The following is a 25,860-nucleotide window of genomic DNA, read 5'->3' as shown; positions in this document are numbered from 1 at the left end:
GACAGGATGTACCCGCTCAGCCGGTGGGCGTGACGGCGCGGTGCCGGTCGAGCACCGCCCGTACCTCGTCTGTCAGCGGCCGCGACGTGTCGGTCTCGGGATCGAAGCCGACGAGCACGGTGTCGGCGACCGCGCACACCACGCCTTCCCGGTCGAGGATCGTCTGACGCACCGTGAACGAGCTCGTGCCGAGACGCAGCACCGTCGTCTCGACCTCGATCGGCGCCGAGGAATCCTTGATCGGACGCAGGAACTCGACGTCCATCTTCCGGAGCACGACGGCATCGCGTGCCGGCAGCTCGCTCCGGAAGAACTTGATGCGCCCTTCCTGCAGGTATTCCACGACCTTGGCGTTGTTGACGTGCCCGAGCCGATCGGAGTCGCCCCAGCGCACCTCGACCGGGCACCGGTAGGGCCGGTGGCCGTTGCGCTCAGTCACGCGTGAGCTTCCGGTGCGTGACGCGGTGCGGACGTGCCGCATCGGCTCCGAGACGCTCGACCTTGTTCGCCTCGTAGGCCTCGAAGTTGCCCTCGAACCAGAACCACTTGCCCTCTTCGACGTTGCCCTCCCACGCCAGGATGTGGGTACAGGTGCGGTCGAGGAACCAGCGGTCGTGGGAGATCACGACGGCGCAACCCGGGAACTGCTGCAGCGCGTTCTCGAGCGACGACAGGGTCTCGACGTCGAGGTCGTTGGTCGGCTCGTCGAGGAGGATCAGGTTGCCGCCCTCCTTGAGCGTGAGCGCCAGGTTCAGGCGGTTGCGCTCACCACCGGAGAGCACACCGGCCGGCTTCTGCTGGTCGGGACCCTTGAACCCGAACGCGCTCACGTACGCGCGCGACGGCATCTCGTTCTGCCCGACCTCGATGAAGTCGAGACCGTCGGAGACCACCTCGAAGACCGTCTTCTTCGGGTCGATGTTCGCGCGGTTCTGGTCGACGTAGCTCAGCTTGACCGTGTCGCCCACCTTGACGGTGCCGCTGTCGGGCTCCTCGAGACCGACGATGGTCTTGAACAGCGTGGTCTTGCCGACGCCGTTGGGGCCGATGACACCGACGATGCCGTTGCGCGGCAGCGTGAACGACAGGTCCTTGATCAGGACACGGCCGTCGAAGCCCTTGTCGAGGTGCTCGACCTCGACGACGACGTTGCCCAGACGCGGCGGCGTCGGGATCTGGATCTCCTCGAAGTCGAGCTTGCGGTGCTTCTCGGCCTCGGCTGCCATCTCCTCGTAGCGGGCCAGACGCGCCTTGTTCTTCGTCTGCCGTGCCTTGGCACCGGAGCGGACCCACTCGAGTTCCTCGCGGAGCCGCTTCTGCAGCTTCTGGTCCTTCTTGCCCTGGACCTCGAGACGCTCGGCCTTCTTCTCCAGGTAGGTGGAGTAGTTGCCCTCGTAGGGGTGCAGCTTGCCGCGGTCGACCTCGCAGATCCACTGCGCGACGTGGTCGAGGAAGTACCGGTCGTGGGTGACGGCCAGCACTGCGCCCGGGTAGGACGCGAGGAACTGCTCGAGCCACAGCACCGACTCGGCGTCGAGGTGGTTGGTGGGCTCGTCGAGGAGCAGCAGGTCGGGCTTGCTCAGCAGCAGCTTGCACAGCGCGACACGGCGGCGCTCACCACCGGAGAGGTGGGTGACGGGCTCGTCCGGCGGAGGGCAGCGCAGTGCGTCCATGGCCTGCTCGAGCTGCGAGTCGAGATCCCACGCGTTGGCGTGGTCGAGCTCCTCCTGGAGCTTGCCCATCTCCTCCATCAGCTCGTCGGAGTAGTCGGTGGCCATGAGCTCGGCGATCTCGTTGAACCGGTCGAGCTTGACCTTGATCTCGCCGAGGCCCTCCTCGACGTTCTCCCGGACCGTCTTCTCCTCGTTGAGGGGCGGCTCCTGCTGGAGGATGCCGACGGTGGCCTCCGGATCGAGGAAGGCCTCGCCGTTGCTGGGCTGATCGAGCCCGGCCATGATCTTGAGAATCGACGACTTGCCCGCGCCGTTGGGTCCGACGACGCCGATCTTCGCGCCGTGGTAGAAGCTCATGGTGACGTCATCGAGGATGACCTTGTCACCGTGCGCCTTGCGCACCTTCTTCATCGTGTAAATGAACTCCGCCATGACCACCAGCGTATCGGTCGACGGTCGATAACCCACATCGTGCGAACCCGACAGGTGGGGCCGGCGCCGGAGTCCCGCAGGTGCCGGAGCCGCTGTCAGGGTCGCAGCAGCTCCGCGACGAAGCCTGTCGTGTCGGGCAGCGACGCGAACATCGTCTCCGAATGCCCCGTGGGGTACGTCCTGAACTGGGCGTTCGCGCCACCGGCCCACAGATCCGCGATCAGCTCGAACGCGAGCGGCGCGGGCACCGGCGTGTCGCGCAGGCCCTGGGCGAGGAACAACGGCCGGTCGTATCCGGCGGTCGGCACGGCCAGGTAGTCGGTGAACGCCGCACGGAACCGGTCGTCGCTCAGCGGTCGAGCGAGGACCTCACCGACGCCGACCTCGCCGTACCGGTCGCTCAGGTCGTCGTAGCAGAGTCGTTCGGCGGCGTCGACGATCTCCCGTCCGAGGGGTGTGAGATATCCGTCGAGGTCCAGGGCCGGATCGGCGTCGCGCAGGCCCGCGAAGATGTAGGCGGCGAAGGTGGTGAGTCCGTCGAGACCGAGATCGGGAAGGCCCGGGAATCCGAGCGGGAACAGGTACTCGAGGTTGGACGGGGCGCCGGTCGTGAGCGTCCCGCGGAAGTCCAGTTCGGGTGCCCGGGCGGTCGCGGCGCGCGCGGTGTGCAGGCCGGTGTGCCCGCCCTGGGACTGCCCGATCACGACCCAGCGGTCGGACAGCGACGGTTCGACGGCGCGTCCCGCCCTCACGATGTCGATGACGCTGTTCGCGGCGCTCTGTCCGTCCAGATAACGGTGCAACCCGTCCGACCCGAGACCCGGATAGTCGGCTGCCACGACGGCGTAACCCTGCCCGAGCCAGTGGTCGAGATAGGCGGTGTCGCGCGGTGTACGCGGCAACCGCGAGGGTGCGCACGAATCGTCGAGGCCGACGGTGCCGTGCGCCCACGCGACGACGGGCCACCCTCCCTCGGGAGGCGTGCCGTGGGGAAGGAACAACGCCCCGGTCGCGGTGGTGGGAGCGCCGCTGCGCCACTGCGTGGTGTAGGTCAGGGCCCGCGCCGAGGACGCCCCGGGTAGCGACAACCCGAGCTCGAGCGGGGCGACATCGACGACGGTCCCCGGCGTGTCGACGACGGCCCCCGGTGCCGGACTCGCGTGCACCGCGGGAGGTGCAAGGAGTGGCGTCAGCAGTGCCAGTGCACAGGTGAGCAGCAGGGTCGGGACACGCGCGGTACGGGTCACGTCGTGGACGATACGGGTCGTGCGGCCGGTGCGTTCGCATTCGTCCGATTCGCCGGATCGGGATTGAGTGATCCGCAGGACGGGCACCCTCCAGGCATGACATCCCATTCCCACGGATCCGCGCCCGCCACATCCCCCGCGACCCGCACCGGGCGCGACATCGCCCGCGTCGTGGCCGTGGCGGTGAGCGCTCCGCTTGCCGTCGTGGTGTCGTTCTTCGGTTCGGGTGCGGCCGGTGGGACGCCGGTCGCGGAAGCTGCAGGTGGTGCGTTGTCGGCGGATTCCACGGCGGTCGCGCCCGGAGGCCCGGCCTTCTCGATCTGGACCCTCATCTACGCCGGTCTGCTCGCGCTCGCGGTGTGGCAGGCACTGCCGGCGAACCACACCGACGCGCGTCAACGCGCCGCGGGCTGGTGGATCGCTGCGTCGATGCTGCTGAACGCAGCGTGGATCACGGCGATCCAGTTCGATCAGGTCTGGCTGAGTGTCGTGGTGATCGTCGCGCTGCTCGCCGTGCTCGTCCGGGTGTTCCTGATCTTCACGCGCGTCCTGCCGTCGAGCAGGCTCGAAGCGGTGGTCGTCGACGGCACGATGTTCGTCTACCTGGGCTGGGTGTCGGTGGCGACCGTCGCCAACACCGCCGCGGCGCTGCGTTACGAGGACATCGATCCGTTCGGCTGGGGAGCCGACGTGTGGGCGATCATCGTGCTGGCCGTCGTCGCCGCCGTCTCCGTGGTCCTCGCCACGGCAGGTCGGGGCCGACTGGCCGTGACCGGTGCGCTCGTGTGGGGTCTGGCATGGATCGCGGTCGCCCGCACGGGTGACGGCGGTCTGGTGTCCACTCCCGCAGCGGTCGCCGCCGTGACAGCCGCGGTCATCGCGGTCGTGGCCACCGTGGTGGTCCGAATCAGCGCCGAGCGCTCCCCCACCCGCACGACAGCAGCCGCCTGATCCTCTCGTACGTGCACATCTCGTCGGTCCACTTCGGTGTGTCGCGACGAGATGTGCACGTCGGGCGGGTGCGGTCAGCGGCCTTCGCGGTCGCGGCGCGCCAGCTCGGCGAACATCGCGTTGTGGGCCGCGAGATCGGCGTCGTCGTCGCGCTCGGCGGCCCGGTCGACACGCCGGGCCGTGCGCCGGTCGCTGCGCGACCACTGGACGAGCAGGGCGAGCATCACGAGCACGAGCGGGATCTCACCGGCCGACCATGCGATGCTGCCGCCGACCTTCTGATCGGAGAACAGGTCGTAGTTCCACGGCAGTGCCAGGCCGCGGTAGTAGCTCTCGGCCATCACCGTGCCCATGCTCATGAGGGTCACACCGAAGAAGGCGTGGAACGGTAGCGAGCCGAAGACCATGGCCAGCTTCGTCACCGGCTGCAGGTCGCGCGGTGACGGATCGACGCCGATCACCACCCAGTAGAAGAGATAGCCGCTCAGCAGGAAGTGCAGGTTCATCAGGACGTGCGCGGTGTGGCTGTCGATGGTCGCGGAGAAGATCCCGCCGAGATACAGCGCGTAGAAGCCGCCCACGAACATGACCGACGCGACGATCGGATGCGTGAAGAAGCGCGACGGCGGGCTGTGCAGGAACTCGAGGATCCATTCGCGCGGTCCGGGAGGGGCGTTGCGTCCGGCCGGCTTGAACGCACGCAGGGCGAGGGTCATCGCTCCGCCGAGCGCGAGGAGCACCGGGGCGAGCATCGATAGGGCCATGTGCGCACCCATGTGCACGCTGAACATCGCCGGCGAGTACATCCCGACGCCGGAACTGGTGGCGACGAACAGCACGAAGCAACCAGAGAACCAGGCGATCGACCGGCCGACCGGCCACGAGTCACCGCGTTTGCGCAGCGTCCACAGTCCGACGGCGTAGGCGACGGCGAGCACGAGAGCGGCCGTGCCGAAGATCAGGTCGAACCGCCACTGGCCGAAGAACAGGCTCACGAACGACGGCGGCACGTCGAGCTGGTAGCCGAGCTCGACCTCCTGGATCGTCGGCACCGAAGCCGGCGGCGGCGGGGGCGTGCGGCCGAGTCCCACGGCCAGACCGATCGTCGCGGCGAGGACGAACGACTCGACGAGGGTGAAACGCACGAGCGCGGACCGGCTCGTGGGGTCGGCTTCGAGGGCCGGCAGTGCGCGGCGGCGCTGCCCCCAGCCGAAGATGCCGAGCAGGATCAGCGCGACGATCTTCGCGAGCAGCAACCTGCCGTAGGTGGTCGTGGTCAGGTCGTCGAACGACACGCGGACCGCGGCATTGATGACACCGCTGACGGCCATGACGACGAAGGCGAGTCCTGCGACGAAGGAGAACCGCCGGGCCGCGATGTCGGTGTGCTCGCCTCCCCGCATGGAGTGCGCGAGCAGCGCGAACAGCCCACCCGCCCAGACGGACGCCGCGACGAGGTGCAGCACGAGACTGTTGGTCGCCATGTCGTGCGAACCACCCGACGACGAGTGCCCGGTCAGGGCGATCGGCATGAGCGCGACGAAGGACAGCAACAGCAGGTAGGGCGTCCACGACCAACGCACCGTGAGCCGGATCAGCAGGGCGGTGATCAACGCGAGCACCGTCGTCCAGGCCCAGGCCAGTGAGACCTCCACCCTGCCGAGCGCCGAGAAGAGGTTCTCCGGCCGGATGGCCTCACCGAGCGGGCTGCCGGACGTGTCGGACAGGGTCAGCGGCACCATCAGCGCCGCGGTGATCGCCCACACCGTCGCCGCGACACCCGCGGTCCGGACGGCACGGTAGCCGCCGACGTCGAGCACACCCCCTCGTTGCGGGGGCACGAGGAAGGCGGCGAAGAACAGCGATCCGATCGTGATGACGGTCGCGATCTCGGAGATCGCACGGACCGCCGGAAGACCGTAGGTGGTGAGCGGACCGGGGTCGGGGATGCCGAGCAACACCAGCGCCTGCGCAGCGGACAGCCCGACCGCGAACGCCGCGACGATGGCGGCGAGGAGGCCGAGGAGGATCAGCAGTGCCGGCGGGTTCCCCCTCGTAGGGGCGGGCGCCGCAGGCTGCGCGGGAGACGCGAGCTCGGATGTTGCCATGCCTATCAGGGTAGGACGTCCACGCCATGACCTACGACACGCCGTCGGAGCCCTCCGGGGCCGGTATCGGTGCATGTGACGACGTCGACGGCGTGCTGCAGCGCGAGGAGTGTGTCGGCCGCCACCATCGCGTCGCAGTGCGGGAGCGCCGCGGACATCGACCCGGTGGAGGGCGTGAAACCGGACTGTCCGGCCCGCGGGTTGAGCCACACCACCCGATGGGCGCGGCGCCGGATCCTGGCCAGGACGTGCGCGAGTTCGGTGGGATCGTCGCTGTCCCAACCGTCCGAGGCGACGACGACGATCGCTCCGCGCAGCAGGTGGCCGTGGTGGGAGGCGACCACCTCGGCGAGGGATCCGGCGATGCGCGTGCCTCCGAACCGCGTCCGCACGCGATCGTTGGCGACGTCGATCGCCTGCTCGACCGACCGGTGCCGCAGGATCGGCGTAAGACGCGTCGCTGTGGTGGAGAACACGAAGACCTCGGCCGTTCCGGTGTGCGCAAGAGCACGGACGAGATGCAGATACACCCCGACGTAGGGCCGCATCGACCGGCTGACATCGCAGAAGACGACGATCTGCCGCCGTCGTCGACCGGGACGGGTACGGATCAACCGGAGCGGCTCGAACCCGGTGCTACGCGAGGCGGCGATGCTCGCCCGCACATCGACGCGACCGGTGTGGCGTTCGACCCGGCGGCGGGTGCGGCGGGTCGCCCATCGGACCCTGGCCTTCTCGATCCACGATTCGAGCAGTGCGAGCCGTGCGGGGTCGAGGTCGTCGAATCGTTGGTCGGCGATCTCCGCCAGCGCACTCGCGACCTCGCGGCCGGGCCGGTCGGCCGCCCGCTCCCCCTCCGCCGATTCGACGACGGTCCTCGTGACCCATGGGACGTCCTGGCCGACCGGAGCATCCTGCACGCGACCAGGTGTGTCCGAGGTGGGCGTCGCGCGTGTGCCGTCGTCCTCGGGTCCGGTGCGGCGGGCATGCGGGTCGAGCGGGAGCGGAGCGTCGCCGAAGACCCGGTCGAACACCGCGTCGAAGGTGGCGAGGCTCTCGTGCCGGTCGACGAGGGTGAGCCGCGCCGTCCAGTACAACCGGCTCCGTGTGGTCGGAGCGCACACGCGCAGAGCACGCGTGAAGGTCGCGGCTCCGTCCGCCGGGACCACGATCCCGGCGGATCTGAGCCGGTCGACCAGTCCGACCGCGAAGGCCGCGTGATCGACCCCCGGGAGCAACCGGGCGCTCACGACACCTCGGTGGAGACGAAGGTGGCCAGAGCCTCCCCCAGCGCATCGACGTCGTCGGGGGTCTTCGCCAGTGCGGCGAGCGACATCACCGCTTCGGGCCGGACGAGGTCGGCGACGCCGAGCGCCGCCAGCGCCGACACCCAGTCGATGGTCTCCGCGATCCCCGGTGCCTTGTCGAGATCGAGTCCGCGGGCCACCGCGACGAAATCCGTGGCACGTTCGACGAGCGCGACGTTCGCCGAGGGCACCGTGCGCCGCAGGATCGCCACCGCTCGGGCACGATCGGGAAAGTCGATCCAGTGGTACAGGCAGCGCCTTCGCAGTGCGTCGTGCAGGTCGCGGCTCCGGTTGGAGGTGAGCACCACGACGGGCGGGCGGGCCGCGGTGAGGGTGCCGAGCTCGGGGACGGTGACGGCGAACTCTCCCAGGAATTCGAGCAACAGGGCCTCGAATTCGTCGTCGGCGCGGTCGATCTCGTCGACGAGCAGGACGGCGGGTCTGTCGCCGCGATGGCGGACGCAGCGCAGGACGGGGCGTTCGAGGAGATAGTCCTCGGAGTACAGGTCGGCCTCGGCGGGAACCTCGCCGCGCGCTTCGGCGAGCCGGATCGCGAGTAGTTGACGCTGGTAGTTCCAGTCGTAGAGGGCCTCGGCGACCGACAGTCCCTCGTAGCACTGCAATCGGATCAGCGGGCTGCCGAGGATCTGCGCGAGCACCTTGGCGGCGGTGGTCTTACCGACCCCGGGTTCGCCCTCGAGCAATAACGGCCGGCCCAGCGCGACCGCGAGGTGGATCGCGGCGGCGGTGCCCTGATCGAGCAGATGGTCGTGGTCGTCGAACCTGGCGACGACGTCGTCGACGTCGTCGAAGATGCCCGGGGACGACGGATCGGTCACGCCACGTCGTCCTTCTCGTAGCGACGGCGGCAGCCCGGGCAGCAGAACCACACCGTCCGCCCGGCGAGGACGAGATGCGGTGTCGACTCGGTGATCGTGACGGTCATCCCGCACACCGGATCGACCGCCGTGCGCGGCTTCGGGCCCGTCCCCCGCGGAACCTCGACACGGCGCCCGCTCTCCCCGGACGACCGTGCGAGTCCGCCGCTGCGCGCGACACGCACGATATCGGCGACGATCGACAATCCGATCTCCGCCGGGGTGCGGGCGCCGATGTCGAGGCCGACCGGGGTGCGGAGGCGGGCACGCTCCTCGTCGGTCGGTTCCACATCGTCGAGCACCGCGGCGCCCCGGGTGCGACTCGCGACCAGGCCCACATATCGGCTCCCGGCGTCCAGGGCCGCACGGATCACTCCCGCCTCGTCACCCCCGTGGCTCGCGACGATCACCACCGACGCCTCGGCGGGCACGCTCGTCCCGAGGATCTGTTCCACCGAGTAGTCGACGCGCCGCGCGAACTCGCCCACGGCCTCGGCGACGGGCGAGTCCCCGAAGACGGCCACCACGATCGGGGGCATCCGCGGTTCGAGGAAGATCTCGGTGGCCCCACCGGACATGCACGGGTTGACCGCGATCGTCGCTCCCGGGGTGTCGGGGAACTCGCCGGACCCGGCGGGCAGCACCCGCAGAAGCATGCTCTCCCCTTGTTCGAGCACCGTGCGGGATGCCTCGCGCACGGAGCTCTCGGTGCACTGCCCGCCGACGAACCCCTCGATCGTGCCGTCGGCGAGGACGAGCGCCCGGTCGCCCGAGTGTGCGGACGTCGGTGGCTGCGCCCGCACGACCGTCGCTTCGACGAACGGCTGTCGTTCGCTGCGCAACTGCTCCGCCCGCACCGCGAGATCCATGTTCCCGTCCTCCGATCGCTCCACTGGCACCCTCCGGTCGTGTCGCTCAGATCGGCGGGGTCGCGCGGCCCTGCATCGCCTCCCATACCCGCGACGGCGTCAGCGGCATGTCGGCGTGCCGGACACCGAACGGCTTCAACGCGTCGACGACCGCGTTGACGATCGCGGGCGGCGAACCGACGGTGGCGGATTCGCCGATGCCCTTCGCGCCGATCGGATGGTGCGGCGACGGGGTGACGGTGAACGCGGTCTCGAGCGTCGGGACCTCGAGTGCCGTGGGGATGAGGTAGTCCATGAACGAACCGCCCAGGCAGGTGCCGTTCTCGTCGAACGCGATCATCTCCATCAGGGCCATGCCGATCCCGTCGACGATGCCGCCGTGCACCTGGCCCTCGATGATCATCGGGTTGATGCGGGTGCCGCAGTCGTCCACGGCCAGGAACCGGCGGATCTTCACCTGCGCGGTGCCGGGATCGACGTCGACGACGCAGAAGTAGGCACCGTACGGATAGGTGAGGTTCTCGGGGTTGTAGCAGATCTGCGCCTCGAGACCACCTTCGAGACCCTCCGGCAGGTCGCCGGCACCGTGGGCGCGCATCGCGATGTCCTGGATGGTCACCGACGCTCCCGGGTCGCCCTTCACGTGGAAGCGGCCCTTCTCCCATTCGAGGTCGGCGACGGAGACCTCGAGCATTCCCGCGGCGATGATCTTCGCCTTGTCGCGCACCTTCCGCGCGACGAGCGCGGCGGCCGCCCCGGACACCGGTGTCGAGCGACTCCCGTAGGTGCCGAGCCCGAACGGGGTGTTGTCGGTGTCGCCGTGCACGACGTCGATGTCGTCGGGTGGAATGCCGATCTCCTCCGCGACGATCTGCGCGAAGGTCGTCTCGTGCCCCTGTCCCTGCGACTGCACCGACAACCTCACGACGGCCTTGCCGGTGGGATGGACGCGTAGTTCGCATCCGTCGGCCATGCCGAGACCGAGGATGTCCATGTCCTTGCGCGGACCGGCTCCCACGGCCTCGGTGAAGAACGACATGCCGATACCCATCAGCTCACCCCGCGCGCGGCGTTCGGCCTGTTCGCGGCGCAGTTCGTCGTAGCCGACGATGTCCATGGCCTTGCGCATGGTGGTCTCGTAGTCGCCCGAGTCGTACTTCCAGCCGGTCTTGCTCGTGTAGGGGAACTGATCGGGGCGCAGGAGGTTCTTCAGGCGCAGTTCCGCGGGGTCCATGTCGAGGTCGTGGGCGAGGCAGTCGACGAGCCGTTCGACGAAGTACACAGCCTCGGTGATGCGGAACGAGCAGGCGTAGGCGACGCCGCCGGGTGCCTTGTTCGTGTAGACGGCCGTCATGTGGCAGTAGGCGGCCTCGATGTCGTAGCTGCCGGTGAACACACCGAAGAAGCCGGCCGGATACTTCACCGGGGCGGCGGTGGCGTTGAAGGCGCCGTGATCGGCGAGGACCCGCGACCGGATCGCGAGGATGCGGCCTTCCTTCGTCGCCGCGATCTCGCCGACCATGATGTAGTCGCGCGCGAAGCCCGTGCTCATGAGGTTCTCGCTGCGGTCCTCCATCCACTTGACCGGGTGCCCGGTGACCAGCGAGGCAACGATCGCCCCGACATAGCCGGGGTAGATGGGGACCTTGTTGCCGAATCCCCCGCCGATGTCGGGTGAGATGACGCGGATCTTGTGCTCGGGCAGACCCGCGACCAGCGCGTACAGCGTGCGGTGGGCGTGCGGGGCCTGCGTGGTGGACCAGAGCGTCAGCTTCCCGGAGATCCGGTCGTAGTCGGCGACCGCACCGCAGGTCTCCATCGGTGCGGGATGCACGCGTGGATAGACGATCTCCTGCCGGGTGACGACGTCGGCCTTCGCGAAGACCGCGTCGGTCGCCGCGGCATCGCCGGCTTCCCAGTCGAAGCAGTGGTTGTCGGTTTTGCCGTCGAGATCGGTCCGGATCACCGGTGCCTCGGGCGACAGGGCCGTGCGCACGTCGACGACCGGGTCGAGCATCTCGTAGTCGACGTCGATCAGTTCGAGGGCGTCGCGCGCCGAGTAGTGGTCGTCGGCGACGACGAAGGCGACCTCCTGACCGTGGAAGCGCACCTTGTCGGTGGCCAGCACGGCCTGTACGTCGTTCGACAGCGTCGGCATCCAGGCGAGCCCCTTCTCGGCCAGATCGGCGCCCGTGATCACCGCCCGCACCTTCGGGTGCGCGAGGGCGGCGGACGTGTCGATGCCGTTGATGCGAGCATGCGCGACCGGCGATCGGAGCACCGCGAGATGCAGCATGCCGGGCAGACGGACGTCGTCGACGTAGTTGCCGCGGCCGCGCACGAACCGCGGGTCCTCCTTGCGCAGCATCCGGCCGTGTCCGCACGGCTTGCGATCGTTGTCCTGTTCCTCCGGGCGTGTGTCCGGTTCGACCGCGGTCATCACGACACCTCCGTGGGTTGCGCCTTCGAGGAGTGTTCGGCGGCCCACCGGACCGACCGGACGATGGTGGTGTAGCCGGTGCAGCGGCAGATCTGCCCGGAGATCGCCTCGCGGATCGTCGCCTCGTCGGGGTCGGGATCGCGGTCGAGCAGGGACCGCGCGGTGATCATCATTCCCGGGGTGCAGAAGCCGCACTGCAGTCCGTGGCAACGCACGAAGCCTTCCTGCACGGGGTCGAGGACACCGTCGCGTTCGAGTCCCTCGACGGTGAGCACCTCGTGGCCGGCGGCCATGACCGCCAGCGTGGTGCACGACTTCACCGGCTCGCCGTCCACGGCGACGACACACGTTCCGCAGTTGCTCGTGTCGCATCCCCAGTGCGTTCCGGTCAGACCGAGGTGGTCACGCAGGAAGTGCACGAGCAGTGTCCGGGGTTCGACGTCGGCGGTGACACTCTCGCCGTTGACCGTCATCGAGATCTGCATCGGTTCACACCCTTTCGGTGGCGCCGAGACGTTCGGCGGATCGGCGCAGGGCCCGCACCGTCAACTCCGATGCGAGGTGACGCTTGTAGGCGGCGGTGCCGCGCTGATCGGTCTCGGGATCGCATGCCGACGCGGCCGCCGTTCCCGCCTCGCGGAACAACTCCTCCGAGACCGGCGAGCCGCGCAACCGCTCGGACACCCTCGACAGCGCCGCCTCGTCGGCGCGCACCGCCGTCAGCCCGACACGCGCGTCGGTGATGCGTCCGTCGTCCGACATCCACAGCGCGGCGCCCGCCGCGGCCACCGCCCAGTCCCCCGCGCGACGCTCGACCTTCTCGTACGCGCTGGAGGCGGTGCCCTTCCGCGGCAGTCGCACCTCGACGAGCAACTCGTTCGGAGCGACCGCCGTCTCGTAGGCACCGAGATGGAAGTCGTCGAAGGCGAGCTCGCGCACCCCCGCCGGCCCGCGGACGACGCATGTCGCACCGAGCACCGCGCAGACCGTCGACAGGTCCTCGGCGGGGTCGGCCTGGCAGATCGACCCTCCGAGCGTCCCGCGATTGCGGACGACCGGATCGGCGATGACCTTCTCCGCGTCCCGGAAGATCGGGAAGATGTCGGCGAGTTCGTCGGATTCGAGCAGTCGACGGTGGCGCACGAGGGCACCGATGCGAACGACCTCGGGTTCGACCGTGATGTGGTCGAGTTCGTCCCCGAGGTCGTTGATGTCGATCAGGTATTCCGGATTCGCGAGCCGCAGTTTCATCATCGGGAGAAGGCTGTGTCCGCCGGCGACGACGCGGGCACCTTCTCCGTGCCGGTCGAGCAACTCGACGGCGTGCTCCACTCCGGTTGCGCGCGCGTAGTCGAACGGGCCAGGAACCTGCATGAAGAACTCCCACCCTCGGGCGGACGCATCGGTTGTCCCCCGCCGATCCGTCCGCACTTCCCCCTTCGGCGCCCAGGTTAGCCCCGAGCCACGATCCGTGGGGCGAAACGGACGATCTGGACCGAACCCCCCATGTCCGGGGCGGCGAGTGGAGAGCCGACCGTCCTCGTCAGGAGCTCTCGGCGGCGCGAGCGGATAGCGTGGAAGGAGCCGACCGGCCGACGCGACGGGAGCACCACGCATATCCATGGACGTGATCAACGAATTCATCATCGGCCAGGCCGCAGCCCTGTGGGTCTACCCGTTGCTCTTCGCCGTGTGCACGCTCGACGGCTTCTTCCCACCGGTGCCCAGCGAGACCGTCCTGGTCACCCTGTCGTCCCTCTCGGGTTCGACGGGACGTCCCTATCTGTGGATCGTCATCGTGCTGGCGGCGCTCGGCGCGATCATCGGCGACAACAGCGCCTACGCGATCGGACGGAAGGTCGGCACCGAACGGTTCCGATGGATGCGCCGCCCGAAGGCGCAGGCCGCCTTCGCGTGGGCGCGGCGCGGACTCGACAAGCGCGGCGCCGCAGTGATCCTCACGGCGCGATACATCCCGATCGGTCGGATCGCCGTGAACATGACGGCCGGAGCGACCCGCTACCCGCGACAGAAGTTCGTGCCGCTCACGATTCTCGGCGGTACGACCTGGGCGCTGTACTCGGCGTTCGTGGGGCGTCTCGTCGGCGGCTGGTTCGAATCGCAGCCCCTGTTCGGCGCCGCGGTCGCCATCTGCGTCGCAGTGGTCCTGGGTGTCGGAATCGACCATCTCATCCAGCGGTTCAAGACCGGTCGAGTGGACATTCCCCGGGGCGAATCGAGCCCCGACGACGAACGCGGCAGCACGCTCGAGCGCTGATCCCGGCGGGTACGAGGGTGTGTGCGGCGACCACAGGAAGCACCCGCTAAGATTCTGGCCGCGCCTCCGTAGCTCAGATGGATAGAGCAAGAGCCTTCTAATCTCTAGGTCGCAGGTTCGAGTCCTGCCGGGGGCACCAAGGAACACGCTGGTCACAGCGTTTTCCAGGCTCAACGGACGCACGGCGTGCAGTTCACGTGCAGTTCGGACCGTCTCAGGGTCGCTGAAACGAAAGCGGCCCCGGATCGGGCTTCCCTCCCGATTCCAGGGCCTCGGCCCAACGGAAAGCAGTCCGATGAACCGTCTTGCCATCGTAGGGCGCGCGGCGTCCATTCCCCACACCGAGCACCACTAGGTCAGGGCCACACCCCCCATCACGGGCGGTGTGGTCCTCGTCGTCGTTCTCTCCCCACGTCCGACGCTAACCAATGTGGGCCGGTGTTCTCAATCCCGCCAACCGGGGCGGGCGCTCTCACTGCGGTGTCTGGCCAGACGCTGTGAGGGTCCGACACAGCCACGTACCCGTTCGGGACGTGGCCAGAGGTGTTGGCCGTGACGCGATAACGGGGCATGGTTCGTGGGAGCTCCGGGGAGGGGTATCGACACCGGCACCCTTGGGTGCTCCGCTCGGTCGAGGGCAGCACGGGCGGTAGCCCGTTCCGATTCATCAGGTCGAGGAACGCACCATCGCTACACTGAGATACGTACTCGATGTGATGCTCGAGAGTCATGACGACAGTGCCCACGTTGCTCCGTTTGGTCACGGGAGGCGTGGGCACTGTCGTATCTACTGGGAAGATCAGCGCGGCGGACGGTTCGGGTACTCACCATCGAGCGCGTCGGCGACCCGATACAGGTCAACTGCGAGCCTGCGGGCATTCTGCGGAGTGAGAGCAACCGACAGTTCGCGGGGTTCGCCCACGTACAGCTCTACGTCATTCTGATCACCCTGCTCATGCCTTCCCACACGCGCCGGGCGGCCGTCGATCGTCATTGCAGCGTCGGGCAATCGGCGGTGAGCATCGTTGTGCGGATCCAACAGTTCGCGCAACCGCATCGCCGCCGAGATCCCGTCGTTGCCCTCGTCGATACGGCCGAGAGGGGCGTCCAGCTCGTCCAAAGCATCTGCGATGTTGACGAGGTACCTCTGTGCATCCCTGGCGAGTTCCTCGAGGTCGAGCCGCCGAGTATCCACACTCGTCTTGCGCAGCAGCGACTTCAGCCGCTCCTCGTTGACCTTGAACTGATCAACAAGCCGGGAAATCTGTTCGTCGTAATTCTCGATGTGAGTCACATCGCGATTCTGGCACCTCCGACGGACAGCACCCGCGTACCCCTCCGATCGAGGAACGGACACCTACCCGCCTAACCTGATCTTGTGGACACGCTGACAGCCATGGCTATCGCTGGCATATTCATCGAGGTTGCGGGCTTCGCCCTGGCGGCCCTCGGTGTCAGATCCAAATGGCGAGAACATGCCCGAGGATGGGATCGATTCTTCCCCCAGTGGGTACGGAACTTGGTCGGACGACGGCGACCCGTCCAGGTCGAGGCACACGACGCGGCAATGACGGCAGACGCAGCCGTCAGGGTGGTGGCAGTGCGCGGGTTCAGGGAATCCGACCCTGTCGAGGATCGATTGCGCGCATTGGAGGAGGCGGTGACCGACGCCGCGAGGAACCTCCAAGATCACGTCCATTCGACCGGTGACGCGCTGCGTGAAGTCAACACGCGCGTGGCAGCTCAACGGCAGGAGATCCTGTCCACTTTCGAACAAGCACAGTCTCAGGGGCGAGTAGAGATCGTCACCGATCTGCGCCTCGCGGGATGGGGTCTAATCCTTGCGGTTGTCGGTCTAGCCTTGCAGGTCCCGTCGACCATTGCCGGTTAGCTCTCTGACCTGCGCATTTGCTGGGGCGGGGGGCACGGACAGCTCCTCCCACGGTGCCTACTGTCCGTATTTTTACGAGGGGCTGACGGCCCCGGTCAGCCGACCAGGGGAAATGGCGGGGCGGTGCCCATATCCGCAGGTCAGGGCGGGGACGACGGTCCTCTGTAGCCTCGATGGCGGTGGCGGCCCCTCGTCTCCCCTGCCACCGACACGAGAACGGCCCCCGGTTGCCGGGGGCCGTTCGTCGTTGCGGGTCCTGCGATGTCAGGTCAGCGGAACCACTCGGGAGTGTTCGCGTCGATGTCAGCGTCGGCGCCGTGGCTGTGTCCGATCTCGGTCACGGGGATCACTGCCGGTGCGCTGGCCAGGACATCGGCCATCGACTCGTCGGCGGTGATCAGCTTGACCCAGTGATCCTTGCGGGCCGGGGGAAGCTTGCCGGCCTTGATCGCGTCGGTGACGATCCCCTCGACCTTGGCCTGTGCTGCGGCGGCGGCGATCGTGCGACCTTCCTCCGCTGCGGCCTCGAGGGCGGCGAGCTGTTCGCCGTCGATCAGGGTCAGCCCGGTACCCGCAGCCTTGGCAGCGACGGCGTTCTCTGCCACCGCCAGGTCGGAGATCGCTGCGAGGATCACGGCCACGTCGGCCGTGTCGGCGGAGAGGCCGAGCACGTCGAGCAGGCGTGCGGTCTGGTCATCGTTGAATGTCAGTGCCATGGTTCTATCTCCCCTCAGACCGATGCCAGCGCGGTCAGCTTCTTGGCCGCGTACGGCTTCTCGACGGCGAACGCAGGCACGCAGAACGTCTGCACCCACTTGGACCGGGTCGAGCGGTCGTCGTACACCTCGGTGCGCAACGGCTCTTCGAACCCGACGGTGCCGACCTCACCGACACGCAGGACGTACGCCGCTCCTGCCTCGAGGCGTGCATTCGAGACCAGCGTCAGCCCGAACGAGTCGAGCACAGCACCGAGGTCCCGGCCGTACAGGGTGCGCAGCACCCGGGCTTCCTGCGGAGCGACGAGCAGGGTATCCGGCACGATTCCCATGGCGTCGGTCTCGAATACCTCGAGGACCTGCGCCAGCGTGCCGGTCGGACGCTCGGCCGGGGCCGTCGGGGCGGATCCGTCGAGAACCGTCTCGTCCCACGCTGCGGTGGCCACGATCGAATCGATGTCGGCGGCGGCCACAGCGGCCATGGCGGCGGCGTCAACCTTGGCGGTGACCGTATTGGCCAGCTGATTGACCTGGCCGTCGAGGTAGCTCACATCGTTGCGCTTGGTCTGCTCGTCGAAAATCTGGAACTTGCCGCCGAAGTCCTCGACCACGGCCAGCTTGGGTTCACGGTCGACGCCCTCGACGACGGGGTACTCAGCGCCCGGGCTGCGGCGCTCAACACCGGTCGCGTAGAGGTCGGACGACTTGGCCACCGAGTAGAGGATCCCGCCGCCCTCGACCTGCTTGCCGAGGCTGGAAAAGAACCGACTCATGACCATCTGAGAATCGGCCAGGCGAGCGATCCGGTCACGAATGATCGTCGGCTGCGACAGGGCGGCGTCCACGGTCAGAGCGCGGCCGGTGAGCTGCGGAAGAAGTGCGTTCATGGTTTCTAGTTCTCCTGATCAGTACAGAGCGATTTCGGCGTGGGCACCGGACGCGGCACCGGTGACGGCCAGACCCACGGCCTTACCGGCTGCGAGCGTCACCGCCTTCCCGGCGGCCCCGACCTCGACCTCTGCCCCGGCTGCGATCGCGGCACCGGCCACGACACGCACGACACCGGCACGGTGGACGGCGACGACCTGACCGGCCTTGGCGTCGGCAGCTGCGACACCGAGAGAACGCACACCGGCCCCGGCCGTTGCGCCTGCGATGTTCCCGCCGGCGGTGCGGTTACCGGACACGGCCACGAACGTCGACTGTGCGACGGCGCCGGTTGCCTCGACGGTGATTGCCTGGCCAGGCGAGTAGACCTGAATGTTCTTGGGCATGGTGCGTTACCTACTTCCCTCGAGCACGACGAGCACGCCGTGCCGATGCGAGCGCCACGGCCATCGCCGTGGGCGTTTCCGTTGTTGCGGAGACAGTGACGGCGACGGCCTTAGCGGCCACGCCGAAATAGGCCGGGATGTCGGCCAGGGTGGAGATTCCGGGATCCGTGACACCGAGCAGTGCGCACGCGGTGAGGACGAACGGGTAGCGGGTGCCGTCCACGGCCACGACATCGTGGACACCCTCAACCGACCTCGTGGGGTACGCAGTGGCCAGGATCTCGGCCAGCCATTGCGGAACGCCGACGTAGTCCCCGACGAGGGTCTGACCGTTGTCGGTCACGCGGAGATTGTCGAGGTACCCCACCGCCGGCTGACCGTCGAACCGGGGATCGTCATGACCGAGTCGGAGCGGTGGACGACGAACAACACCGGCAGCATGGGCGGCCACTGCGGACTCGAGCGTTTCCGTCGTGACTTCCCATGTGCCGGTGCTGATTTCCCACGTGCCGGTGTGGATAAGCTCTACGTCGGAAACAGTGACCAGGGGCATTGGTCACCGTCCCCGGTCCGGGCTAGCGGCGCAGTCGGCGGGCGCGCTCGGCTGCAATTCTCTCTGTATCAGCCAAGCTGTAGACCCAACGACCTCCGGCCTTGCGGCTTGCAATCTGACCGTTTCGAGCGCGATAGCGAACCCCGCCCGGGCTGATCCCGAGCACGGCCGCAGCTTGGGCGGAATCAATAAACGCATGGACCTCAGCGTGGCCAAGCGGTTGTTCCCGATCGGTGCCACTGACGTTCGCGTTGACGTTTGCCCCTCGGGCGTTGACGCGGACGCTAGCCCGCTCCAATTCGGCCCGTAGACGGACCACCGACCGACCGAGTTGGCGGCCGGTCGGGCGGATCGCGTCGGCGTGCGCGTCGATCAGTCGAACGATCAGCGCGGCGTCGGCGGCGTCGAGCTGCACCGTGGTCACGGCCCGGGCGGTCATCCGTTCACCGCCTCGGCGTACTTGTCCGCGATGAGTTTGGCGATCATCACCGTGTTGCGGTTGACCCAGTCGCCCACGGCGGCCTCGACACTGTCGCCGACCTGCTCGATCAGGGCTGCACGGTGGCGGCACGACCAACTCTCGTCAACGCTCAACGACTCGATTGCCTGATCTGCGGCGGCCGTGGCCACCTCGGTGATCTGGTCACGGACCGTGGCGGCTGCGTCGATCGGGGTCAGTGACGCCAGGACGGTGCGGCCGTCGTCGGTGATGCGGTGGATCTCCCCGTCAGAGGACAGTCTCACAATCGCGTCCTCGACCGTCCGGCCGCCCACACGGTGCCCCTGATCGGTCAGGATCCCGTGAAGCTCCTCGATCGTGGCCGGGCGGTCGAGGTCGAGCAGGGCGGCATGGATGGCAACGCGGAGGGCAAGCCCGGTCGTCGAATTTGTGGTCATGGTGGGTAGGTCTCCTATCGGGAAGTAGTAGCGAAGCGGCGGCCGTGGCCGGCGTGGCCACCGACCCGTTCCCGCCAGCGGTCGAGGGCGGCGTCACGCTCGGCCGGGGCAACGCCCACGGTGCGCAGCGCCAGGGGCACGACGACGGCGTCGAACGTGCAGCGCGGGCAGACACCGGCAATGTCGAGAGCGGCGGTCACAGCGGCCTCGAGGGCGGCCAGCGAAGGATTTCGGGGTGATGCGATGAGAGTGGTCACGGGTCGTCTCCCTGTGAGGTGTCAGGATTCGGTGCGGCGTTGTCCCAGTGCCTCGGCGGCGAGATCGGCACCGTCGGCGTAGGCAACCAAGTGGGCGCGGTGCGCGAGGCGGTAGTGGGCGGTCTCGGTGTCGGCGTCAGCGAGCACGTCCAGCAGCCCGTAAACGATCTGCTCGAGGTCACCGGCAGCAGCGGCCCCGCTGATCAGGCGCTCGACGTTGAAAACGTAGAGGTCCGGGTCCTCGGCGGTGCGGGCCTGGTGGTCGTTGAGCAGTAGACGGGCGGCGCTGCGCATTGCGGCGGCGTGGCTGATGGTCACTCGGCACCCCCAACAGTGGCGATGCGGACGAGGCGGGACCGGTCCACCTGCACGCACTCGAGCTGGCCGATTTGGATCAGGCGCTCGATCTCGGCCATGCATTCGTCACGGCGGTGCCGATCGTTGAACCGCCACCCGACACGGCGCTGTAGCTCGGCCACGGTCAGCCCCTGGCGGTAAATGGTGAGCAGGCTGTGAGCGAACTCGATCGGTTCGTCGTGCCATCTGTCGATCTGGCTGCGATAGGTCATGAGAGTTGTTCCCCTGTCAGACTTAGGAATTGGGAATGTCGAGGTGCGTGTGCATCGCGTACACATCGTCAGCAGGCTTGTACGGCTTGACGATCCGCAGACCCTTACCCCGCCCGTCGTCGGCCACGTATCCGTGGATGATCAGCGTTTCGATAGCTGCGAGACTGGCCGAGTACTTTCCGCCCATCGTCTTGGCCGTAACCGTCTTGGCCAGACCCGGGTGCTCGGTGATGTACTCCGCTGCACGGGCGAGAGCGGCGGCGTCGTTCTTCACCACGCCGGACGGTGCGAGGTCGGTAGGCACCTGCAGCTCGACGTGGATTCCGTCCCCGGCCGTCGAATCGACCACGACCGTGGCAACGGGTTCGGTGCGGTCGTGCCGAGGCTTGCTGGCGGGCAATCGACCACGGACACCGCCGGGCCGATCCTTGCCGATCCGCACGGTCAGGACACCCCGCCGGCCTCGGCCGAGAGGTTCCTCGACCTCGACGATGTACGCGGCACCGGTCAGACCGTTCATCTTGGCCGAGCCGCCGATCGCGAACCGTCCCCGGCCGCCCGTGTCCTTGGAGACGTGGTCGATCAGCGCCACGGCCGCCCCGGTGACATCGGCGATGTGTTTGGGAACGTCGCGCGTCCACTTGGTCACGTCGTCGTTGTCGATGGACGAATAGCCGAACGTCGCGAGGGCGTCGGTCACGCCGTCGAGGATGGCCAACGAGTAGCGGCGGGAGAGCAACCGTTCCCACCGCCCACGGCTCACCGCCCCGTTGATCGCTTCCCCGGGCCGGACGTAGGTCAGGTGGCGGGCGATCATGTCGACAGGCGCACCGAGCTGTGCGATTCGCTGCACCACCGAGAGCTGATCGGATTCGTAGTCGAGGTACAGCACGTCATGACCGTCACTGATCTCGACGGCGCTGGCGCTCTGCATCAGCAGCGACTTGCCCGACTCACTCTCACCGTGGAACGAGTGCACGAGACCCGGGTACAGCAGGCACAGCCCGTCTGCGCGGGGCATGATCGTGGCCTCGGGCAGTGTGATCGTCCCTGCGGCGATGTCTGCGAGGATCGGGGTCAGGTCGACCGGATCCCACGACGACTCTGCGGTGGCGGCTGCGGCGGCCTCCTCGGCGGCCACCTTGGCTTTCAGCTCGGCCGCGACCTCGGCCTCGGCCCGCAGTCGTGCGAGGTGATCGGCCTTGCGTGCCTCGGCCACGTCGAGGACCCGCAGAGCTTCCCGACATTCGAGAATCAGGTGATCGTCGGGCAGGTGCACCGCCAGTGACGCGGGGATGTCCACGGCCAGGGCCTCGAGAACCTCACGCGGGACACCGTCGAGGCGCCCACCTTGGTTCTCGAGGCGCTCACGGATCGCGTCGAGGACGGGTCGAGGCTGCGGCGAATACTCGGCAATGATCTGCCACGGATCAGTGTCGGGATCGAACGGCGGTTCGTCATCGTGGTCGTCTTCCCAGTCGACAGACGGCGGGCTAGTATCAACGCCGAGAATTGTTGTGTTTCGGTGGCCGTCAGCGTGTGCAGCGCTGGCGGCCACGCTCATGTGAGGGGTCACGTTCAGCGATCCCCCGCTGCGGCCATCGGGCGCAGTAGTGCAGTCTCGGCCTCGTTGAGATCCACGCGAATCGCCTTGCCGCCCAACCGGTACGCCTTCAACGATCCATCGGCGATACGACGCCGCAGCGTCTTGGTGCAAACCCCGAAATGCTCGGCCGCTTCGGTCAGTCCGACCATGCGGCGGGCGGGTGCGGTTTTCCTGGTCATCGGTTCTCGTCCTCCTCGGAGCCGGACTTCTCGGCCCTTCGTGGACAAGTCTGCGAAATCGGGTTTTCTTCGTAGACGCTCTTGGCGCGCTCTCACATGAACGTGAAACGCGTTGCGGCACAATACACCTCGTGAGGTGTTTTGCAGGTCAAGAGATGTTTCTGACCATTCAGGCGGCAGTTTGCGGGTTCGACCCGGAGCAATATATGCACGATTGCGCATATCAACCCACGGGGTGGCGGGGAGAATTACGTAAGTCTTTGACCTGCAGGGATAACGAATATTTGTGATATGGATCACTTACGTAGGGGTGAGGTCGATTTCCCCGCCCCCCTACGGCCCGTAGGGGCGTCGACACGGCCTCGGACAGACTCCGATAGGTGGCGGCGTTCTCGACCGCCTACGGGCCACACAGCCCCGAGAATCGACACCGATGGTTGCCGGCGTCCACGGCCACCGATCACACCGCTCCCAACGGTGGGCGGGGATCGTCTACACAGCTCCCTCGACGGTGACCGCCGAGGGTGGACCTTGCAGTCTGACACCGACCACTGACACCGACCATTCCCCGAACCGTTCCCCGTTCCCCGCTTATATAGGCGGGGGAACGGGGAACGATTCAGTTCGGACCGTTCCGGGAACGGAGGGGAACGGTTGGGAACGGTTCGTTGTAAATGCCACCTGACCAGGGCAAATGGCCGGGAACGGTTGGGGAACGATGGAGCTGCGTAGAGGCTGCGAGAACAGTCGAAAATGCCCTAGAACCGTTCCCACTGTTCCCGTGCAGGTCAGAGCATATTTTTCGCGAAATCGATCAGCCCTCGGTGCCCCCGACGAGCTGCGACAGACGGGCGGCAATGTGGGCGTCCCGTCCGGCTGCGACATGTTGATACTTCAACGACATAGCGGGCGACGTATGGCCTAGACGGTTCATCAGCTCGGCGGTGGTCGCACCTGCCTGCGCGGCGAGCACCGCCCCCACGTGCCGTAGATCGTGGACCCGCAGCGTGTCGCGACCGATCTCGGCGGCGGCGGGCTTGAACACCTTCCGGTATTCGTAGTCGCCCATGTGGCCACCCTTGGCGGCCGGGAACAACAGCGACTCTTTCCCACGGTCGACGTAGGTGTCGAGGTGAGCCTCGAGGGCGGTGACGATGTGCGGCGGAATGGCCACGTCTCGGCGTCCCGCCACCGTCTTGGGCGTCGACACGATGAATTTGCCACCTCGGTAGACCACGGCCCTGCGGACGTGCAGGACGGTCCGGTCTGTGGAGACATCCTTACGGCGCAGTTCGCTGGTCTCACCCCACCGCAGACCGCACCACGCGGCCAGCAGGACCGAGCACCGCAACCGTTCGGGCATGGCGGCGGCCAGCTTGTCGACCTCGGCCGGGGTCAGCAGCGTGATCGTCCCGGCGCGCTTGGTCGTCGATGCGCCGCGGATCCGGCACGGGTTCGCCGGGATCAGCTCGTCGTCGTAGGCGGTGGCCATGATCGCGTGCAACAGACCGTAGGCGTGCGCGTTGCGCGTCGGTGTCGAGGTACCCAGACCCGAATGCCAGCTGCGGACGGTTGCCGGCGTGATCGCGGTCAGCTCGGCGTCACCGAGCACCGGGTAAATGTGCAGCCTCAGCAGATCGGCGTATCCGCTGCGTGTGCGCGGTTTGAGCTTGCGTTCTGCCAACCACTGTTCGGCGTACGCATGAAAGGTCAGCGGCGCGGCCTCGTCGGCGGCGTCCGGCTCGGCGCCCGGCGCGGTCCACACCCCGAGATCGATGTGGCGGCGTTCGGTGGCAAGCCACGCAACGGCGTCGTCCTCGGCCGAAAAAGTACGCGGCGCGGTATATCTCACACCGTCGGGACCGACGTAACTCGCCTGCCAGCGGCCCGAGGGCAGCCTCCGAATCTGACCCCACCCGCGACGTTTCCCGGCCACGTCGACCCCTCTCGTGCAGCATTCGTGCAGTCTGAGAGTAATCGGGTGTTCGGTTGTGTCCACGTCAGTCACCCGATAGAGTTGCCGGTCACCAGGGCAAAGGCGCTATCGGCCCTGGTAAACGGAAGATCTACAGCGATCCCGAGGCAGGTTCGAGTCCTGCCGGGGGCACCTCCGACCGTCGGCGCAGTGCCCGCCGCGGGGTCGCACATCGTACCGATGAACCGGGCAATCCACCCGACGGACAGGCCGTTCGGACCGTGTGTTTCTCATCCCACCTTGGAGGCGGGCTAACACATGCTAAGGGCCACACCCTATAGTTTTCGTCGTAAAACCCTTGTTACAGAATCCTCACAGAGTCAGGTAGGTGGGCGTGTCGACATCGGACCGCATCGAAGAGATCTACGAGCAGGTCAAGGCCCGCAACGCAGGTGAACCCGAATTCCACCAGGCTGCGGCCGAAGTGTTCGAGTCTCTGCATGTCGTGCTCGAGCGTCACCCCGGATACTTCGAATCCGGCCTGATCGAGCGCCTGTGCGAGCCGGAGCGACAGATCATCTTCCGCGTGCCGTGGATCGATGATCAGGGCAACGTCCACGTCAACCGTGGCTTCCGCGTGCAGTACAACAGCGTTCTCGGCCCCTACAAGGGTGGCCTGCGCTTCCACCCGAGCGTCAACCTCGGCATCGTCAAGTTCCTCGGCTTCGAGCAGATCTTCAAGAACGCCCTCACCGGCCTGCCCATCGGCGGCGGCAAGGGCGGCTCGGACTTCGACCCCAAGGGTCGCTCCGAGCAGGAGATCATGCGCTTCTGCCAGTCGTTCATGACCGAGCTGCACCGCCACATCGGTGAGTACACCGACGTCCCGGCCGGTGACATCGGCGTCGGCGGCCGCGAGATCGGCTACCTGTTCGGCCAGTACAAGCGCCTCACCAACTCCTACGAGTCCGGCGTCCTCACCGGCAAGGGCCTCACCTGGGGCGGTTCGCAGGTGCGCAAGGAGGCCACCGGTTACGGCGCGGCCTACTTCGTCAACGAGATGGCCAAGACCGCCGGCACCTCGCTCGAGGGCCGCACCGCCGTCGTCTCGGGTTCGGGCAACGTCGCGATCTACGCCATCGAGAAGATCCACCAGCTCGGCGGCACCGCGATCGCGTGCTCCGACTCCTCCGGCTACATCGTCGACCGCAAGGGCCTCGACGTCGCTCTCCTCAAGGAGATCAAGGAGGTCCGCCGCGGACGCATCTCCGAGTACGTCGACGAGCGCGGCGACGCCGAGTTCTTCCCCGGCGGTAACATCTGGAACGTGCCCTGCGACGTCGCACTGCCGTGCGCCACGCAGAACGAGCTCGACGAGGAGTCGGCCAAGACCCTCGTCAACAACGGCGTGAAGATCGTCGCCGAGGGCGCCAACATGCCCACCACCCCGGGCGGCATCAGCGTCTTCCGCGACGCCGGAGTCGCCTTCGCGCCCGGTAAGGCCGCCAACGCCGGTGGCGTGGCGACCTCCGCGCTGGAGATGCAGCAGAACGCCTCGCGCGACTCGTGGCACTTCGACTACACCGACGAGCGCCTCGCCGGCATCATGGCCGACATCCACGGCCGGTGCGTCGAGACCGCCGCCGAGTACGGCAAGCCGGGCGACTACGTCCACGGCGCCAACATCGCCGGCTTCGTGAAGGTCGCCGACGCCATGTTCGCGCTGGGCGTCATCTGACGCTGCGTTCGCACCGGGCGTCATCTGACGCTGTGTTCGCACCGGGCGTCATCTGACGACCGATTCTTCATGCGAAGTGCGG

At 67.6% G+C, this 25,860-nt stretch carries 27 protein-coding genes and 1 tRNA gene; 5 read left to right on the top strand and 23 right to left on the bottom strand.

The genetic code is table 11. The annotated features are described in order from the left end of the window. Positions 1 to 16 precede the first annotated feature (16 nt). From U9J23_RS09010 to U9J23_RS09000, 3 genes are all read right to left on the bottom strand, one after another. The gene (locus tag U9J23_RS09010; RefSeq protein ID WP_059383990.1) at positions 17 to 439 is read right to left on the bottom strand and encodes an acyl-CoA thioesterase; all 423 of its coding nucleotides are present in this window, start codon (positions 437 to 439) and stop codon (positions 17 to 19) included. Continuing rightward, positions 432 to 2,105 (bottom strand): energy-dependent translational throttle protein EttA, encoded by a 1,674-nt coding sequence (gene ettA, locus U9J23_RS09005; RefSeq protein WP_059383989.1) that lies wholly within the window; start codon positions 2,103 to 2,105, stop codon positions 432 to 434. The genes U9J23_RS09010 and ettA overlap by 8 nt, the downstream gene beginning before the upstream one ends. Before the next feature lie 95 nt (positions 2,106 to 2,200). Next, positions 2,201 to 3,352, bottom strand: coding sequence for a lipase family protein (locus U9J23_RS09000; RefSeq protein ID WP_272266450.1), 1,152 nt, complete (start codon positions 3,350 to 3,352; stop codon positions 2,201 to 2,203). A 96-nt stretch (positions 3,353 to 3,448) separates the two neighbouring features. Between U9J23_RS09000 and U9J23_RS08995 the strand changes: the two genes are divergently transcribed. Next, a complete protein-coding gene (locus tag U9J23_RS08995; protein WP_272266449.1) occupies positions 3,449 to 4,303 on the top strand; it encodes a tryptophan-rich sensory protein in 855 nt (284 codons plus the stop codon). Positions 4,304 to 4,377: 74 nt separating this feature from the next. Here the strand turns inward: U9J23_RS08995 and U9J23_RS08990 are convergent, their stop codons facing one another. From U9J23_RS08990 to U9J23_RS08960, 7 genes are read right to left on the bottom strand one after another with little or no spacing between them, the layout of a single operon-like run. Next, a complete protein-coding gene (locus U9J23_RS08990; protein WP_272266448.1) occupies positions 4,378 to 6,411 on the bottom strand; it encodes a cytochrome c oxidase assembly protein in 2,034 nt (677 codons plus the stop codon). 5 nt (positions 6,412 to 6,416) lie between these two features. After that, positions 6,417 to 7,661 carry a vWA domain-containing protein gene (locus U9J23_RS08985; RefSeq protein WP_085467947.1) on the bottom strand — a complete coding sequence of 415 codons (1,245 nt, stop codon included), beginning with the start codon at positions 7,659 to 7,661 and terminating at the stop codon, positions 6,417 to 6,419. Then, on the bottom strand, positions 7,658 to 8,557 hold the full coding sequence (locus tag U9J23_RS08980) for an AAA family ATPase (protein WP_059383923.1): 900 nt from the start codon (positions 8,555 to 8,557) through the stop codon (positions 7,658 to 7,660). Before U9J23_RS08980 ends, U9J23_RS08985 begins: the two co-directional genes overlap by 4 nt. Then, positions 8,554 to 9,465, bottom strand: coding sequence for an XdhC family protein (locus tag U9J23_RS08975; protein ID WP_179161675.1), 912 nt, complete (start codon positions 9,463 to 9,465; stop codon positions 8,554 to 8,556). The genes U9J23_RS08980 and U9J23_RS08975 overlap by 4 nt, the downstream gene beginning before the upstream one ends. A 46-nt stretch (positions 9,466 to 9,511) precedes the next feature. Continuing rightward, the gene (locus tag U9J23_RS08970; protein ID WP_230787683.1) at positions 9,512 to 11,905 is read right to left on the bottom strand and encodes an aerobic carbon-monoxide dehydrogenase large subunit; all 2,394 of its coding nucleotides are present in this window, start codon (positions 11,903 to 11,905) and stop codon (positions 9,512 to 9,514) included. Then, complete coding sequence (locus U9J23_RS08965; RefSeq protein ID WP_019289024.1) at positions 11,905 to 12,390, bottom strand: (2Fe-2S)-binding protein; 486 nt, start codon at positions 12,388 to 12,390, stop codon at positions 11,905 to 11,907. The genes U9J23_RS08970 and U9J23_RS08965 overlap by 1 nt, the downstream gene beginning before the upstream one ends. 4 nt (positions 12,391 to 12,394) lie before the next feature. Then, entirely contained in the window at positions 12,395 to 13,279 is an 885-nt protein-coding gene (locus tag U9J23_RS08960) for an FAD binding domain-containing protein (protein WP_326602370.1), read from the bottom strand. A 247-nt stretch (positions 13,280 to 13,526) separates the two neighbouring features. On the opposite strand from U9J23_RS08960, the gene U9J23_RS08955 reads away from it, so the two are divergent. Together U9J23_RS08955 and U9J23_RS08950 are read left to right on the top strand one after the other, a co-directional pair. Further along, positions 13,527 to 14,183 (top strand): DedA family protein, encoded by a 657-nt coding sequence (locus U9J23_RS08955; protein WP_272266445.1) that lies wholly within the window; start codon positions 13,527 to 13,529, stop codon positions 14,181 to 14,183. A 62-nt stretch (positions 14,184 to 14,245) separates the two neighbouring features. Continuing rightward, positions 14,246 to 14,322, top strand: a tRNA-Arg gene (locus U9J23_RS08950). Positions 14,323 to 14,982: 660 nt separating this feature from the next. Here U9J23_RS08950 and U9J23_RS08945 read toward each other — a convergent pair. Then, positions 14,983 to 15,477, bottom strand: a complete 495-nt coding sequence (locus tag U9J23_RS08945; RefSeq protein ID WP_326602368.1) for a hypothetical protein — start codon at positions 15,475 to 15,477, stop codon at positions 14,983 to 14,985. A gap of 84 nt (positions 15,478 to 15,561) precedes the next feature. Between U9J23_RS08945 and U9J23_RS08940 the strand changes: the two genes are divergently transcribed. Beyond that, the gene (locus U9J23_RS08940) at positions 15,562 to 16,074 is read left to right on the top strand and encodes a hypothetical protein (protein ID WP_326602366.1); all 513 of its coding nucleotides are present in this window, start codon (positions 15,562 to 15,564) and stop codon (positions 16,072 to 16,074) included. 269 nt (positions 16,075 to 16,343) lie between these two features. On the opposite strand, the gene U9J23_RS08935 is transcribed toward U9J23_RS08940, so the two are convergent. The 12 genes from U9J23_RS08935 to U9J23_RS08880 all read right to left on the bottom strand — a co-directional run bounded on the left by U9J23_RS08935 (position 16,344) and on the right by U9J23_RS08880 (position 24,061). Next, entirely contained in the window at positions 16,344 to 16,790 is a 447-nt protein-coding gene (locus U9J23_RS08935; protein ID WP_326602364.1) for a hypothetical protein, read from the bottom strand. A 14-nt stretch (positions 16,791 to 16,804) separates the two neighbouring features. After that, on the bottom strand, positions 16,805 to 17,677 hold the full coding sequence (locus tag U9J23_RS08930) for a major capsid protein (RefSeq protein ID WP_326602362.1): 873 nt from the start codon (positions 17,675 to 17,677) through the stop codon (positions 16,805 to 16,807). 18 nt (positions 17,678 to 17,695) lie between these two features. Then, the gene (locus U9J23_RS08925; RefSeq protein ID WP_326602360.1) at positions 17,696 to 18,064 is read right to left on the bottom strand and encodes a capsid cement protein; all 369 of its coding nucleotides are present in this window, start codon (positions 18,062 to 18,064) and stop codon (positions 17,696 to 17,698) included. Between the two features lie 10 nt (positions 18,065 to 18,074). Continuing rightward, positions 18,075 to 18,407 carry a hypothetical protein gene (locus tag U9J23_RS08920; protein WP_326602358.1) on the bottom strand — a complete coding sequence of 111 codons (333 nt, stop codon included), beginning with the start codon at positions 18,405 to 18,407 and terminating at the stop codon, positions 18,075 to 18,077. A 232-nt stretch (positions 18,408 to 18,639) separates the two neighbouring features. Continuing rightward, positions 18,640 to 19,056 carry a helix-turn-helix domain-containing protein gene (locus tag U9J23_RS08915; RefSeq protein WP_326602357.1) on the bottom strand — a complete coding sequence of 139 codons (417 nt, stop codon included), beginning with the start codon at positions 19,054 to 19,056 and terminating at the stop codon, positions 18,640 to 18,642. Continuing rightward, on the bottom strand, positions 19,053 to 19,514 hold the full coding sequence (locus U9J23_RS08910) for a hypothetical protein (RefSeq protein WP_326602355.1): 462 nt from the start codon (positions 19,512 to 19,514) through the stop codon (positions 19,053 to 19,055). The genes U9J23_RS08915 and U9J23_RS08910 overlap by 4 nt, the downstream gene beginning before the upstream one ends. 14 nt (positions 19,515 to 19,528) lie before the next feature. Further along, positions 19,529 to 19,771: a hypothetical protein gene (locus U9J23_RS08905; RefSeq protein WP_326602353.1), complete on the bottom strand. Its 243-nt coding sequence runs from the start codon at positions 19,769 to 19,771 to the stop codon at positions 19,529 to 19,531. A gap of 21 nt (positions 19,772 to 19,792) precedes the next feature. After that, positions 19,793 to 20,089, bottom strand: coding sequence for a hypothetical protein (locus U9J23_RS08900; protein WP_326602351.1), 297 nt, complete (start codon positions 20,087 to 20,089; stop codon positions 19,793 to 19,795). After that, positions 20,086 to 20,340, bottom strand: a complete 255-nt coding sequence (locus tag U9J23_RS08895) for a hypothetical protein (protein WP_326602349.1) — start codon at positions 20,338 to 20,340, stop codon at positions 20,086 to 20,088. The genes U9J23_RS08900 and U9J23_RS08895 overlap by 4 nt, the downstream gene beginning before the upstream one ends. Before the next feature lie 22 nt (positions 20,341 to 20,362). Further along, positions 20,363 to 21,904, bottom strand: coding sequence for a hypothetical protein (locus U9J23_RS08890; protein ID WP_326602347.1), 1,542 nt, complete (start codon positions 21,902 to 21,904; stop codon positions 20,363 to 20,365). Positions 21,905 to 21,918: 14 nt separating this feature from the next. Beyond that, positions 21,919 to 22,125, bottom strand: a complete 207-nt coding sequence (locus U9J23_RS08885; RefSeq protein WP_326602345.1) for a helix-turn-helix domain-containing protein — start codon at positions 22,123 to 22,125, stop codon at positions 21,919 to 21,921. Between the two features lie 814 nt (positions 22,126 to 22,939). After that, positions 22,940 to 24,061, bottom strand: a complete 1,122-nt coding sequence (locus U9J23_RS08880) for a tyrosine-type recombinase/integrase (protein ID WP_326602343.1) — start codon at positions 24,059 to 24,061, stop codon at positions 22,940 to 22,942. 373 nt (positions 24,062 to 24,434) lie between these two features. On the opposite strand from U9J23_RS08880, the gene gdhA reads away from it, so the two are divergent. Beyond that, a complete protein-coding gene (gene gdhA / locus U9J23_RS08875) occupies positions 24,435 to 25,778 on the top strand; it encodes an NADP-specific glutamate dehydrogenase (RefSeq protein ID WP_060651241.1) in 1,344 nt (447 codons plus the stop codon). The last annotated feature ends 82 nt before the right edge of the window (positions 25,779 to 25,860 follow it).

The organism is Rhodococcus sp. PD04, assembly GCF_035918275.1.
Taxonomy (GTDB): domain Bacteria; phylum Actinomycetota; class Actinomycetes; order Mycobacteriales; family Mycobacteriaceae; genus Rhodococcus; species Rhodococcus rhodochrous.
The sequence above is the reverse complement of the archived record's forward strand: the minus strand, read 5'-3'. Positions and strand labels throughout refer to the sequence as shown.